This window comes from Brucella pseudogrignonensis, assembly GCF_002252525.1.
GTDB lineage: Bacteria > Pseudomonadota > Alphaproteobacteria > Rhizobiales > Rhizobiaceae > Brucella > Brucella pseudogrignonensis.
In genome coordinates this window covers 98,284-111,572 of the sequence record NZ_NNRM01000021.1, presented here as the reverse complement: position 1 = coordinate 111,572, position 13,289 = coordinate 98,284, and the positions used below count along the sequence as shown (strand labels likewise).

Sequence of the window (13,289 nt, the reverse complement as noted above, 5' to 3'; positions counted from 1 at the left end):
GGAGGGGCTTTTTTATTAGTGCTTCATCAAGCCATGTGAGCCAGCACCGCAAGCAGCAAGAGTGCCACGATGTTGGTGATCTTGATTGCAGGATTAACAGCTGGACCTGCCGTATCCTTGTAAGGATCGCCGACGGTATCGCCAGTCACGGAAGCCTTATGCGCTTCCGATCCCTTGAGGTGTTTCACACCGTCAGCATCCGTAAAGCCATCTTCGAAGCTCTTCTTGGCATTATCCCAGGCGCCACCGCCGGATGTCATGGATATAGCCACGAACAAACCGTTGATGATGACGCCCAGCAGCGAGGCACCGAGTGCTGCAAAGGCTGCAGCTTTGGAGCCTGAGATCAGCAACACGCCGAAATAGACGACAAGCGGCGCCAGAACCGGCAGAAGCGACGGGATAATCATCTCCCGAATGGCGGCTCTCGTCAGAAGATCGACAGCTCGCGCATAATCCGGACGATCCTTGCCCGTCATGATGCCCGGCTTCTCACGGAACTGACGACGCACTTCCTGCACCACCGCACTGCCCGCACGACCAACAGCCGTCATTGCCATACCGCCAAAGAGATAGGGGATGAGACCACCAAAGATCAGACCGGCAACCACATAGGGATTGGAGAGCTCGAACGACACCGGCCCCATATCCGCGAAATATGGATAGGTTTGCCCGTTGGCGGCAAAATAAGCCAGATCGTTTGAATAGGCTGCGAAGAGTACAAGCGCACCCAAACCCGCCGATCCGATTGCATAGCCCTTGGTGACGGCCTTGGTCGTGTTGCCGACGGCATCGAGAGCATCTGTCGATTTGCGCACTTCCGGATCAAGGCCGGCCATTTCAGCAATACCGCCAGCATTATCCGTAACCGGGCCAAAAGCGTCGAGGGCCACGATCATACCGGCAATGCCAAGCATGGCCGTAACAGCAATTGCTGTGCCAAAGAGGCCCGCGAGCTGATATGTGCCGATGATACCGCCAACAATGACGATTGCTGGCAAAGCAGTCGATTCCAGCGAAACAGCCAAGCCTTGAATGACATTGGTGCCATGGCCAGTGACCGAAGCCTGGGCAATCGAATTGACCGGACGCTTGTTAGTTCCGGTGTAGTATTCGGTAATCACCACGATCAGACCGGTGACGACGAGACCAATCAGCCCGCAGATGAAGAGATTGGTGCCGGTGATCGACATGCCTGCGACAGTGCCGATTTCACCCCAGCCAATGGTAAGCGTGTTGGCAATTGCCAAACCCACCACGGACAAAAGTCCGGTTGCGATCAAGCCTTTGTAAAGCGCGCCCATGATCGAGCCATTGACGCCGAGTTTGACAAAGAACGTGCCAGCAATCGAAGTGATGACACAAGTGCCGCAAATCGCCAGCGGATAGAGCATCACGCTTGAGAGAACATCTGAGCCAGTGAAGAAAATCGCGCCCAGAACCATGGTTGCAACGACTGTAACGGCATAGGTCTCGAACAAGTCCGCTGCCATGCCTGCGCAGTCACCAACATTGTCGCCGACATTATCGGCAATGGTTGCAGGATTGCGTGGATCATCCTCCGGAATGCCTGCTTCGACCTTACCCACGAGATCGCCACCGACATCAGCACCTTTTGTGAAGATGCCGCCGCCAAGGCGCGCAAAGATTGAAATGAGCGAAGCGCCGAAGCCAAGTGCCACAAGGGCATCGATGACCGTGCGGTCGGAAGGCGAATAACCCAGCCAGACAGTCAGGATAAAATAATAGACTGAGACGCCCAGCAGTGCGAGACCCGCCACCAGCATCCCGGTGATAGCGCCGGATTTGAAAGCAATTTCCAAACCACCTGCGAGGCTCAAGGATGCCGCCTGTGCGGTGCGCACATTTGCACGAACGGAAACATGCATACCGATGAAGCCGGTCAGCCCGGAAAGCACAGCCCCGATGAGGAAGCCCACGGCGGCTGAAATAGACAGCAGATACCAGACTGCCAGAAAGACCACGACGCCAACAATGGCAATGGTCGTATATTGTCGGGTGAGATAGGCTGCAGCACCTTCACGGATGGCACCAGCGATTTCCTGCATACGCGGTGTGCCCTGATCGGCCGCAAGTACAGAGCGGATCGCCCATACGGCAAAAAGAACGGAAAGCACACCACAGGCAATGACGAGAAGAAGAACTCCAGTTCCCATTTAGGCCAACTCCCATGAGCTCGCGCCAGTCACAAGCAGACCGCTCACAAGGGTGGCGATTGCCTGCACACATCGGCGCATGAAAGGCCCGAAAACCCCTCCCCGGGCCTAAGAACAGCGGCATGGAAGTGCCTGAAACCGACCATTCACCGGGCTTCTTCGGCTTGTTGTTAATCTGAAAACATCGACCAGAAATCAAATAATTGGCTGATGTTTCTGCATTTCAGCATTCTCAATGCCGCATGTCCAACATGCGGAAGCTATCTGCAAAGGTCAAGCCGTAGTTTATTGTGCCAGAATGCAAAAAAGGCCGCGATTTCTCGCAGCCTTTTTGAGTATTTACTGAGTGGCTAAGGTTTATCGGCCACGCGGCTTTGCACCACGGCTTTCGCCGCGCAGTTCAAAAGCCAGACGATCCAGCACGGCGTTAACAAGCTTTGGCTCATCTTCAGTGTAGAACGCCTTTGCGATATCCACATATTCCGAAACGATGACAGCTGTCGGCACGTCCTTGCGGGTCTGCAATTCCCATGCACCGGCACGCAAGATGGCACGCAGTGTCGAGTCGAGACGCGACAGCGGCCAGTCTTCTGTGAGCGCCTGATGAATCATCGGGTCGAGCTTGAGCTGGCTATCGACAACGCCCGCGACAATGGCGCGGAACCACTGCGGATCGGCGTCAAGATACTGTGTGCCATCGACTTCTTTGCCAAGACGATGGGCCTCATATTCAGCCACGACTTCCATGACGCCGGTACCGGCGACATCCATCTGGTAGAGCGCCTGTACGGCTGCAAGACGTGCAACGCCACGCTTGTTTGCAGATCGTGGCGCGTTCGGTGCAGAACGGCCTTCAGAAGAAGAAGTCATCGTATCAGGCTCCGAATTTCTTACGCAGATCAATCATGGTGAGCGCAGCGCGGGCAGCGAAGCCGCCCTTGTCCTTGTCTTCACGACGCGCACGGACCCAGGCCTGCTCGTCATTCTCAACTGTCAGAATGCCGTTGCCGATAGCAAGACCTTCTTCAACCGAAAGATCAGTCAGCGCACGGCAGGATTCATTGGCAACGATATCGAAATGATAGGTTTCGCCGCGAATAACTGTGCCGAGGGCAACATAACCATCGTAATAAGTGCCACCATTTTCCGCGCCATCCAGTGCGAAAGAAATCGTCGCTGGCACTTCAAGCGCGCCGGGTACCGTCACAACATCATATGTTGCGCCAGCGGCATCGAGAGCAGCCTTCGCGCCGTCAAGAAGCGCGTCGGACAGTTCTTCATAGAAACGCGCTTCAACAATGAGCAAATGCGGCGCGTGCGCCTCGTGCTTCGACATGAGAGACTCCATGGCAGAAATCGCGGACCGCAAAACCTGCGGTCAACGCTAAATTCGGAAAATGCTGTTATAGCTTTAGAGTGTAGGCTCTAAGCTTATTTCTGATATTGCGCAAGCCTTGCTGCATACCGCGCGAGCTGATCGATCTCAATATTGATCCTGTCACCAGCCTTGCGATCGCCCCAGGTTGTCACTTCCAGCGAATGACGAATGAGCAGAACGTCAAATTCGTTGCCATTAACGCCATTGACCGTCAGCGAAGTGCCATCAAGCGCAACGGAGCCCTTCTGCGCAATAAAGGGTGCAAGTTCTTCCGGTGCGCGCAGGGCAAAGCGTACAGCGTCGCCCTCTTCCTTGCGCTCTACGATTTCAGCTTGCCCGTCAATGTGACCGGAAACGAGATGGCCGCCCATTTCATCGCCAAGCTTGAGCGAGCGCTCAAGATTGATGCGGGTGCCGTTTTCCCATTTTGAAATCGTGGTCAGACGCAGCGCTTCTTCCCAGGCTTCAACTTCAAACCAGCGGGCATTTGTGCCTTTTTCCGGCAGCGCCACGACTGTCAGGCACACACCAGAGCAGGCAATCGAAGCACCAAGCTCGATCGTTTCAGGATCATAGGTTGTTTCAATACGCAGCAACACGCCTTCATTCAAAGGCTTGATACGATCCACTTTACCGATATCGGTGACAATCCCAGTAAACATCACGCTTTCCTTACATACTCGATACAGGCATCGTCGCCGTACTGCGCATTGCGCAAAATTGTAAATTCATTATCGATATGGGATTGCAGATCCGTGACGGCAACCCCATTCGTCGCGCCGATTTCCACAGGCGAATGGAACAGAACAAGGCGGTCAACCAGCTTTTCTTTTAGGAAGTTTGTGGCAACACTGGCTCCACCTTCGACCAGAACGGACGAAATACCCTGTGCTGCAAGATCATCCATCAGCTCCGGCAAAGCGATACGGCCCTCATCGCTTTCCGCTGCAATGATGCGGCATCCTGCAGCCTGCATCTCGTATCGCCGCTCCGGCGCCACATTTTCACAACAGGAAAGCCACAAAGGAAAGGCTTCCGAAGTGCGAATAAGCCTTGAATCGAGCGGTAATTTCAATCCGCTGTCCAATATGAGGCGAATTGGCGAACGTTGTTCCAACCCCGGAAGACGGCAATTCAGGATAGGATCATCGGCGATTGCCGTATCAACTCCGATGAGGATCACATCGGTCTGCGAGCGCAGAATATGCGATTGGGCGCGCGCAATCGGACCGGTAATCGGGACCTGCCCCTCGCCCTTTTTCCCGATATAGCCATCGGCAGAAAGTGCAAGTTTCAGAATCACTTCCGGACGTTTTTTAGAAGATCGATTCAGATAGCCTGCAAGGTCATCAGCCGCCTTGTCCGACAGAACACCCGGCACCACTTCAATGCCCGCGTCCCGCAATATGGCGAAGCCTTTTCCGCTCACCCGGTCATCCGGATCGGTTGCGGCAACCACCACCCGCGCAACGCCAGCCCGCACCAGCGCTTCGGCACATGGCGGGGTGCGACCATGATGGGCGCAGGGCTCCAGCGAGACATAGGCCGTAGCGCCGCGGGCCGCTTCACCTGAATCTGCGAGCGCTTGAGGCTCCGCATGAGGACGCCCACCGATCGCGGTGACGCCACGTCCGACGATGATACCGTCCTTAACGAGGATAGTACCCACTGATGGGTTTGTGCCTGTGAGGCCTTTGTTACGACGGGCAAGCCGAATGGTCGCTTCCATGAAGCGAACGTCATCCGACGTCACATTTGCGTGCGGGAATTCCATTCGGCTCATTTTATGCGTCCGGATCACGATCAGTTTCAGTTACCGTCAGTTCATCAATGACGTTGTGGAAATCAACGGCCTTGCTGAAATTGCGATAAACAGAAGCAAAGCGGATATAGGCAATATCATCGACGCCCTTGAGAGCATCCATGGCCAGACGACCGATTTCGTCTGAAGTCACTTCCGCCTCACCCGAGCTCTCTAGCTGGCGTACGATGCCGGAGATTGCGCGCTCTACGCGCTCCTCGTCCACGTCGCGCTTACGCAATGCCACATCGATGGAGCGGGCAAGCTTTTCGCGATCAAAAGGTACACGGCGACCGCTCTTCTTGACGACCATGAGGTCGCGAAGCTGTACGCGTTCAAAAGTGGTAAAACGTCCGCCACAGACCGAGCAAACACGGCGCCTGCGAATAACGGCACCATCCTCCGCCGGGCGGGAATCCTTAACTTGCGTATCTTCAGACTGGCAATAGGGACAACGCATGGCACTCTTTCACTTACGAAAGCGCATCTGCATATAGCCTACGCGACGCGCTTCACCCTTTGTTTCCAAGCGCGCCGATTTAAAAGGCACGCCTTAGATTGACTGATTCCTGACGATCATACCCCATCGTTAAGTTGATGCATAATTAGGGCATAATTGAAAAAGCCCCGCTCAACAGGGTTGAGCGGGGCTTCATCAAATTGTGAGCAATTTTAGCCCTGATAGCCGTACATTGGGAAGCGGTCGGTCAGTGCAATGACCTTTGCCTTAACCGCTGCTTCAACCGATGCATTGCCTTCATCGGAATTTGCAACCTTGAGACCATCGAGCACTTCTGCGATCAGCGAGCCGATTTCCTTGAATTCAGCCTTGCCGAAACCGCGGGTCGTGCCAGCAGGCGTTCCAAGGCGAACACCAGAAGTTACAAATGGCTTTTCTGGGTCGAAAGGAATGCCGTTCTTGTTACAGGTCACGTTCGCACGACCGAGAGCTGCTTCAGCGCGCTTGCCTGTTGCATTCTTCGGACGCAGATCGACCAGCATTAGGTGGTTGTCTGTGCCGCCGGAAACGATATCGAGACCCTGCGACTTCAGTTCGTCAGAAAGCGCACGCGCATTGTCGACGACGTTCTGAGCGTAGACCTTGAATTCTGGCTTCAGAGCTTCCGCGAAAGCAACTGCCTTACCAGCAATCACATGCATCAGCGGGCCGCCCTGCAGGCCAGGGAAGACAGCCGAATTGAACTTCTTCGCCAGATCAGGATCGTTGGTGAGGATCATACCGCCGCGTGGACCGCGCAGCGACTTGTGAGTCGTCGTGGTGCAGACATGGGCGTGTGGAACTGGCGATGGGTGTACGCCACCGGCGACCAGACCAGCAATGTGAGCCATATCGACCATCAGATATGCGCCAACTTCGTCAGCGATCTCACGGAAGCGCTTCCAATCCCAGATGCGGGAATAAGCGGTACCGCCAGCGAGAATCAGCTTTGGCTTGTGTTCGCGTGCGAGGCGAGCAATTTCTTCCATATCCAGAAGGTGATCGTCTTCACGAACGCCATAGGAAACAACGTTGAACCACTTGCCCGACATATTGACTGGCGAACCATGTGTCAGGTGGCCACCGGAATTGAGGTCGAGGCCCATGAAGGTGTCGCCTGGCTGCAGAAGCGCAAGAAACACGGCCTGATTCATCTGGCTGCCGGAGTTAGGCTGTACGTTTGCGAACTCTGCGCCAAACAGCTTCTTGGCGCGTTCAATTGCCAATTCTTCAACAACGTCAACATACTGGCAGCCGCCGTAGTAGCGCTTGCCCGGATAACCTTCGGCATATTTGTTGGTGAGGATGGAACCCTGAGCTTCAAGAACCGCGCGAGAAACAATGTTTTCCGAGGCGATCAGCTCGATTTCATGACGCTGACGACCGAGTTCATTACGGATCGCACCGAAAATATCGGCATCGATTTCTTCAAGAGTTGCGTTGAAAAAAGCGTTATTGGCTTGCGACATGTTTCACACCCTCCGGTTAGCCGGTGATAGCTATATGGTATGAGGCGCAGTATCACACTTCGATTAGCAAGGCCAATGGCCGCTAAGCGAAAAGCATGTTCCAAAATGCGGCATGACGTAGCTTGGATCAGCACCCAAAACAAAAAAGCCGTCCGAAACGAGTTCGGACGGCTTTTTTGTAAGTCAATTGGGATCAAGTATCGGTGCCGAGCGCCAAAGCGGTTGCACCATCCATCTTGTAGATATCGTCGCGGAACTGCACCACGCCATCGCCTGTTGACCAGGCGGTGATGTAAACGAAATGCAGCGGCACAGGATCGGAAACCTGAATAGGCGTATTCACACCCGATGCAATGGTGCCTTCAATGTTTTGGCGATCCCAGCCAGCGGTGTTCTTCAACAGCCAAACATCAAGATCGCGGACATTCTGCACGCGGACACAGCCCGACGAATCGAAGCGCATGAGCTTATTGAAATAGCTCTTCTGCGGCGTGTCGTGCATGTAAACGGCATGTTGATTGTGGAAGTTGATCTTTGTCGAGGACATGGCGTTGATCTTGCCCGGATCCTGACGGAACATCAGCTTCACAGCATCGTCGGTATTCCAGTCTACGCTTTCCGGCGGAACTTCCTGTCCCTGAGCGTTGTAGAGACGGATCTTGTTATTCGCGAGATATTGCGGGTTCTTCCGCATCAGCGGAATAATATCCTTCTGGATGATCGACTTTGGCGCGGTCCAGTAAGGATTGAGAATGACTTCGTGAATCTTGGAGTCAAGGATCGGCGTCTGACGGTCGATCTTGCCAACAACAGCTGTATGGCGCTGCGAAACGCTGCCGCCTTCCACTGCTTCAATACGAGCAGCCGGGATGTTGACCATCACAAAGCGCTGTTCAGACTGTGTTGCAGATGTCATGCCGGACAGGCGCTGGAGGTTGGTCTGCAGCTGGCCAAGACGCGTATTGGCATCCACATTCATTGCTGCATAGGTAAACTGGCCCATCACACCATCAGCCGGAAGGCCATGACGCGACTGGAAGCGCTTGACCGCTGCATCGACATAGGTATCGAACGCACCGGACACACCGGCTTCACGCGGAAGATCGCCCGAAACGATCAAACGCTGACGCAGAGCCTGCACCGAAGGATCATTAACGCCAAGCTGCAGCTTCGCATTGCCCGGAACCTGTGGCCAGCCACCGCGACCTGCTAGATCGGCATATTGTGCGATAGCGGACTGAAGATTTCCCACAGTCTGCTGGCTGAGCACTGGCTGATTGGTTGCCACTTTCTGACCGCCGGTCGCGCGGGCATCGAACTGGTCATCCCAGTTGCCGCGGCGTGGCGCCGAAAGAATATCATTCAAAGCCTGTTGCTGGGCAAAAGCCGCAGGAGCGATAGCAGTTGCAGCCGCAGCCAAACCGGCCGTTGCTGCGCCACGCAGGAAGCTGCGACGGCCTACATTGAAAGCTTCGGCATTCTTGTCGGTTTTGGTCATAGTTTTGGTCCCAAAGGCTAACCGGTTTCGCCCAGATGCGTCGCATCTGCAGATAGCTCTAATTTATGCGCTGTATTAAACCGCTTATGTCGGTTTTTATGGCTTATTCATGTCGCAAAGCCCGGATTTCAAGCCAGGCCTCGCTGAATTAGCTCGCAATAATGAACTTTAACATACAAACCGGGTCAATTGTGACCGTTCTGCAACAAACTTCTAAGTTGTCGGCTGCCTTTCGGCATCCGCAATATCAAAGCCTGTAAGCAATGCTGTCGTTCCAGAAGCGGTCCAGACGCTGCAGCGACTTGTTCATCGCGGTGAATTCTTCAACCTGAATACCACCAACCTGCTCGATAGAAGCAATATGGCGCTGGTAAAGTGCCTGTACCTGATCAGCAATCTCGTTGCCCTTGTCTGTCAGGCTGACGCGAACCGAACGACGGTCCGTATTAGAGCGTTCGTGATGGATAAAACCCATCTCGACCAGCTTCTTGAGATTGTAGGAAACATTCGAGCCGAGATAATAACCGCGCGAGCGCAGCTCACCAGCGGTCAATTCTGAATTGCCAATGTTGAACAGGAGCAGTGCCTGCGTCGCATTGATATCGCTACGGCCGGCGCGGTCGAATTCGTCCTTGATGACATCAAGGAGGCGACGATGCAGGCGTTCAACCAGCTGCAATGCTTCGAGATAAAGTGTGCGGAGAGCTGCTTCGGGATTCAAAAGCGGAGCAGATGCATCCATTCTGTGCTGTGCATTGATCATTTCTTTTGCCTCTCTGTCGGAGCAGCCTTACATGAGGCCGCTCTCTTTCCTGTTGGTCCGGTGTATTTTCTCACCGTGTCTTGAGAGGACTTTAGACGCGATCCATAAAATTCGACTTAAAAGTCAGCCTTAACAGTAGCTTACCAAGCGAAATGCAGATTCAGACTTAATGTTTTGTTACCGGTGCGCGATTTCAGACCGTTATACGAACGCGAGAAAGTCGTCTTTTCTCGAGGTAAAGCAGGACGCGGAACACAACATAAATGAGGAGACAAACGGCGTTAAACCCCACGACAATGGGCCTGTATTCAAAATGGCGCGCAAAGACAGAATAGATGGCAATCTCACCGACAGCCGCCACGAACCACAATACCGGTCCCCATTGCGCACGCATCCACAGCCCGGTTGCCGCAACCGGCATAAGCAGAGCAAGGGCCACGCAAGCCGTCTGCCATTGCCACGGCATGAGGTCGAAACGCCACAGCAAGCCTGGATAAACGCCGATCAGCTTAATCCAGTAATAAACGCCGCTCGCAAGAGCAGCTAAAGCGATCAGCCGTATAAACCAGACAAAGGACCATTCAGTGCCGCTGGGTTGTATATGCTGGTGCAGTTCATCCTGACGCATCAAAAACTCAGTTCCCTCTCGCCAAGATTAGCAAAATACGCATTGACCATTTCCGGCTTCACTTCATCAGTCGAAGCTGGCTTCCAGACAGGTGCTCCATCCTTGTCAATCAAAACCGCGCGTACGCCTTCATAGAAATCATGCCCAGCAAGCATACGCGACGCGATGCGATATTCCATCCGCATACAATCGTCGAGATCCAGTGCGCGACCATCGGCAATCTGGCGGAATGTGACAGCGACACTGGTTGGCGAACGCGTGGCGATAACATTCAGAATATCCGTTGCCGGTTTATTGCCCGTGGCTGCTGCTTTTTCCAAAGCGTCGAGGCATTCGGCAAGCGTCGCATGTGCGAAACTTTCCGCAATGACTTTGCGGGTTTCGGGGGCCGTCTCAAAATCGGGATACTGAGCACTGGCCAAAGCCCCATCAAGGTCAGCTTTTGCAACGAGGTCATCGCGAAGGTCGTCAAGATCGCTGGCCGCCACTGCATGGGTCGCGATGCCGCTCTGCAGGCAATCGCCCCAGCGAATTCGGTTGCCGGTGAGCGCAAGATAATAGCCGAAATTATCATGGAGATGCGGCAGGAAGGCGCTTCCACCGACATCCGGGAAGAAGCCGATGCCGGTTTCGGGCATCGCAAAAAGCGTGTTTTCGGTCACGATCCGGTGCGAACCATGTACGGAAATGCCAGCGCCGCCACCCATGACAATGCCGTTAAGCAGCGAGATATATGGCTTTGGGAATCTCCCGATGCGGGCATTCAGTCGATATTCATCGCGGAAAAAATCAAAAGCGGGTGTGCCTTCGCGTCCGGCCTTATAGGCTGCAACCACGTCGCCACCGGCGCAGAACGCCCGGCCTTCGCCTTCCAGAATAACACAGGCGACATCCGGATCGGTTTCCCAGGCCTGCAGAGCACGGTCGAGAGCGAGAATCATTTTATGCGTCAAAGCATTGAGCGCCGATGAGCGCGTCAGCTTCACGAGGCCCGCTTTTCCCTTGCGTTCAAAGCTGATTTCACCGCCACCACCGAAATCGATCTGCATCATGTCTCTCCCGTGCGATTAAAGCGGTTCCAGATAAAGCTGAACGTTGGAACCGCTACAATCATTCCCTCTTGCGCATTATCCCACGCAAAACCGCTTCGCACTTTTGCTGGAAATGCCCTTTTAATCTACGCATTGTCCTACGCAAAACTGCTTTACACTTTTGCTGGAAATGCTTTCAATGCGTAGAAAGTGAAACGCCCCGCGTCAATCCTGCGCAGGCCATTGTGCTTGGATTAGCCACTTTTCCCGTGATAAACCGTGCTCATCTGATAACAAGCTTCCGAACCGTTAGATTCCCAAGCTTTCTTCTCTCGGGAACATTTATATGACTGATCGTTTGTCCAACATTTCTTCTGCCAACATTTCAGGGCACGTCGATGACGTGACCGGTGGGCGTCGTCTGCGCCGTATGCGCAAGGCCGACTGGTCACGCAGACTGGTTCAGGAAACACATCTCACGGTGGACGATCTGATCCTGCCATTCTTCCTGACTTACGGAACCAATGTCAGCGAGCCTGTGGACGCGATGCCGGGCGTTGAGCGCTATTCGGTCGATATGGCTGTACGCATGGCCGAAAAGGCTGCCAAGCTTGGCATTCCCGCGATTGCGCCCTTCCCGCGCGAAAAGGCAGAAGTAAAAACAGAGGACGGCGCTTTCGTTGCAAGCCCGGACAATCTGATCAACCGCGCCGTGCGTGCGATCAAGAAGGAAGTGCCGGAAATCGGTATCATTACCGATGCAGCACTCGATCCGTTCACAACGCACGGTCATGACGGCATTTTGCGCAATGGCGAAATTATCAACGATGAATCGGTTGCGATGGTCGTGCGCGGTGCGCTCGCACAGGCTGAAGCCGGTGCAGACGTTATCGCACCGTCTGACATGATGGATGGCCGTATCGGCGCTATTCGTCAGGCACTGGATGCGCATGGCTTCAACCATGTACCGATCATGTCCTATGCGACCAAATTCGCATCCGCCTTCTATGGCCCCTATCGCGATGCAATCGGTACAGCTGGTCTGCTGAAGGGCGACAAGAAGACTTATTACATTGATCCAGCAAACCCGGACGAAGCGGTGCGCGAGGCCGAACAGGACGTGGCTGAAGGCGCTGACATGCTGATGGTTAAGCCTGGTATGCCTTATCTCGACATCATCCATCGCCTGAAAAACACATTCCGCCTGCCGACTTATGCTTATCAGGTATCGGGCGAATATTCGATGATCAAAGCTGCAGGCATGAATGGCTGGATCGACGAAGAAAAAGTCATGATGGAAAGCCTGCTGGCTTTCAAACGCGCAGGCTGTGACGGCATCCTGACCTATTTTGCGCTCGACGTTGCTGAGAAGCTGAAAAGCCAGGGCTAAATTCCGAGACGCTGTTTCCTTGAAATAGCCAGTTTCATACACCACCTTGAGACTGTTCCGCGCAGTGCGGGACAGCGGACGGTTGTTCCCGGACGCTTCTTTTGAAGGACTGGAAGGAAAAATGTCCGACCATATTCTGCACGGCGAAGTCATGGGCCCGCGTTTTGAAAGCCGCGCATTTTTTGAAGGCGTGCGCACACGCCGTATTATGGCTTTTCTTATCGACTATATGATTGTCTTCTTTCTTTGCATCCCAGCAGCAATCGTAATTTTCATCCTTGGAATTCTCACGCTTTCGCTGGGATGGGCGCTCTACGCCATCATGTTCCCGGTAGTCGCATTGTTTTACATATCTCGCACTCTTGGCGGGCCTCAACAGGCCACAAAGGGTATGCAGATGATGAACATCAAGCTGGTGCGCCTTGAAGGCGGCACAGTCGATCCGATGCTGGCACTGGTCCACACTGTCCTGTTCTGGGGCCTGAATGTGGTGCTTACACCGTTCATCCTTTTGGCGACTCTGGTGATCGACCGTAAGCGTACCGTGCACGACCTCTTGCTTGGTACAGCAGTCATTCGTTCAGACCGCTAAAGCAAGCATCAAAAAAATTCAGGGCCGGCTGCACAAAATGTCTATTGACGTTTTGTGCAGCCG

Annotated in this window: 13 protein-coding genes; 2 read left to right on the top strand and 11 right to left on the bottom strand. The window is 54.0% G+C overall.

The window, feature by feature from the left end; all coding sequences use genetic code 11:
- Nucleotides 1-26 precede the first annotated feature (26 nt).
- From CEV34_RS12305 to CEV34_RS12255, 11 genes are all read right to left on the bottom strand, one after another.
- Entirely contained in the window at nucleotides 27-2,177 is a 2,151-nt protein-coding gene (locus CEV34_RS12305) for a sodium-translocating pyrophosphatase (RefSeq protein WP_007874462.1), read from the bottom strand.
- A 357-nt stretch (nucleotides 2,178-2,534) separates the two neighbouring features.
- Nucleotides 2,535-3,047, bottom strand: coding sequence for a transcription antitermination factor NusB (nusB, locus tag CEV34_RS12300; protein WP_007874461.1), 513 nt, complete (start codon nucleotides 3,045-3,047; stop codon nucleotides 2,535-2,537).
- A gap of 4 nt (nucleotides 3,048-3,051) precedes the next feature.
- On the bottom strand, nucleotides 3,052-3,513 hold the full coding sequence (locus CEV34_RS12295) for a 6,7-dimethyl-8-ribityllumazine synthase (protein WP_007874460.1): 462 nt from the start codon (nucleotides 3,511-3,513) through the stop codon (nucleotides 3,052-3,054).
- Nucleotides 3,514-3,608: 95 nt separating this feature from the next.
- Complete coding sequence (locus CEV34_RS12290) at nucleotides 3,609-4,217, bottom strand: riboflavin synthase (protein WP_007874459.1); 609 nt, start codon at nucleotides 4,215-4,217, stop codon at nucleotides 3,609-3,611.
- A complete protein-coding gene (gene ribD / locus CEV34_RS12285; RefSeq protein WP_039859649.1) occupies nucleotides 4,217-5,338 on the bottom strand; it encodes a bifunctional diaminohydroxyphosphoribosylaminopyrimidine deaminase/5-amino-6-(5-phosphoribosylamino)uracil reductase RibD in 1,122 nt (373 codons plus the stop codon). The genes CEV34_RS12290 and ribD overlap by 1 nt, the downstream gene beginning before the upstream one ends.
- Nucleotide 5,339: 1 nt before the next feature.
- Nucleotides 5,340-5,816, bottom strand: coding sequence for a transcriptional regulator NrdR (gene nrdR / locus CEV34_RS12280; RefSeq protein ID WP_007874456.1), 477 nt, complete (start codon nucleotides 5,814-5,816; stop codon nucleotides 5,340-5,342).
- A 212-nt stretch (nucleotides 5,817-6,028) separates the two neighbouring features.
- The gene (gene glyA, locus CEV34_RS12275) at nucleotides 6,029-7,324 is read right to left on the bottom strand and encodes a serine hydroxymethyltransferase (protein ID WP_007874454.1); all 1,296 of its coding nucleotides are present in this window, start codon (nucleotides 7,322-7,324) and stop codon (nucleotides 6,029-6,031) included.
- 193 nt (nucleotides 7,325-7,517) lie between these two features.
- Nucleotides 7,518-8,822, bottom strand: a complete 1,305-nt coding sequence (locus tag CEV34_RS12270) for a L,D-transpeptidase family protein (RefSeq protein WP_007874451.1) — start codon at nucleotides 8,820-8,822, stop codon at nucleotides 7,518-7,520.
- A gap of 247 nt (nucleotides 8,823-9,069) precedes the next feature.
- On the bottom strand, nucleotides 9,070-9,585 hold the full coding sequence (ldtR, locus tag CEV34_RS12265) for a transcriptional regulator LdtR (RefSeq protein ID WP_007874450.1): 516 nt from the start codon (nucleotides 9,583-9,585) through the stop codon (nucleotides 9,070-9,072).
- Nucleotides 9,586-9,778: 193 nt separating this feature from the next.
- Nucleotides 9,779-10,213 (bottom strand): DUF6163 family protein, encoded by a 435-nt coding sequence (locus CEV34_RS12260; protein ID WP_007874448.1) that lies wholly within the window; start codon nucleotides 10,211-10,213, stop codon nucleotides 9,779-9,781.
- Nucleotides 10,213-11,262 carry an enoyl-CoA hydratase/isomerase family protein gene (locus CEV34_RS12255; RefSeq protein ID WP_007874446.1) on the bottom strand — a complete coding sequence of 350 codons (1,050 nt, stop codon included), beginning with the start codon at nucleotides 11,260-11,262 and terminating at the stop codon, nucleotides 10,213-10,215. Before CEV34_RS12255 ends, CEV34_RS12260 begins: the two co-directional genes overlap by 1 nt.
- 328 nt (nucleotides 11,263-11,590) lie before the next feature.
- Between CEV34_RS12255 and hemB the strand changes: the two genes are divergently transcribed.
- Both hemB and CEV34_RS12240 read left to right on the top strand, forming a co-directional pair.
- The gene (hemB, locus tag CEV34_RS12245) at nucleotides 11,591-12,634 is read left to right on the top strand and encodes a porphobilinogen synthase (RefSeq protein ID WP_007874444.1); all 1,044 of its coding nucleotides are present in this window, start codon (nucleotides 11,591-11,593) and stop codon (nucleotides 12,632-12,634) included.
- Nucleotides 12,635-12,755: 121 nt separating this feature from the next.
- A complete protein-coding gene (locus tag CEV34_RS12240; protein ID WP_007874442.1) occupies nucleotides 12,756-13,226 on the top strand; it encodes an RDD family protein in 471 nt (156 codons plus the stop codon).
- The last annotated feature ends 63 nt before the right edge of the window (nucleotides 13,227-13,289 follow it).

Coding starts and splice junctions, on each gene's coding strand:
- CEV34_RS12305 (WP_007874462.1), bottom strand. CDS start 2,177: ATGGGAACTGGAGTTCTTCTTCTCGTCATTGCCTGTGGTGTGCTTTCC.
- nusB (WP_007874461.1), bottom strand. CDS start 3,047: ATGACTTCTTCTTCTGAAGGCCGTTCTGCACCGAACGCGCCACGATCT.
- CEV34_RS12295 (WP_007874460.1), bottom strand. CDS start 3,513: ATGTCGAAGCACGAGGCGCACGCGCCGCATTTGCTCATTGTTGAAGCG.
- CEV34_RS12290 (WP_007874459.1), bottom strand. CDS start 4,217: ATGTTTACTGGGATTGTCACCGATATCGGTAAAGTGGATCGTATCAAG.
- ribD (WP_039859649.1), bottom strand. CDS start 5,338: ATGAGCCGAATGGAATTCCCGCACGCAAATGTGACGTCGGATGACGTT.
- nrdR (WP_007874456.1), bottom strand. CDS start 5,816: ATGCGTTGTCCCTATTGCCAGTCTGAAGATACGCAAGTTAAGGATTCC.
- glyA (WP_007874454.1), bottom strand. CDS start 7,324: ATGTCGCAAGCCAATAACGCTTTTTTCAACGCAACTCTTGAAGAAATC.
- CEV34_RS12270 (WP_007874451.1), bottom strand. CDS start 8,822: ATGACCAAAACCGACAAGAATGCCGAAGCTTTCAATGTAGGCCGTCGC.
- ldtR (WP_007874450.1), bottom strand. CDS start 9,585: ATGATCAATGCACAGCACAGAATGGATGCATCTGCTCCGCTTTTGAAT.
- CEV34_RS12260 (WP_007874448.1), bottom strand. CDS start 10,213: ATGCGTCAGGATGAACTGCACCAGCATATACAACCCAGCGGCACTGAA.
- CEV34_RS12255 (WP_007874446.1), bottom strand. CDS start 11,262: ATGCAGATCGATTTCGGTGGTGGCGGTGAAATCAGCTTTGAACGCAAG.
- hemB (WP_007874444.1), top strand. CDS start 11,591: ATGACTGATCGTTTGTCCAACATTTCTTCTGCCAACATTTCAGGGCAC.
- CEV34_RS12240 (WP_007874442.1), top strand. CDS start 12,756: ATGTCCGACCATATTCTGCACGGCGAAGTCATGGGCCCGCGTTTTGAA.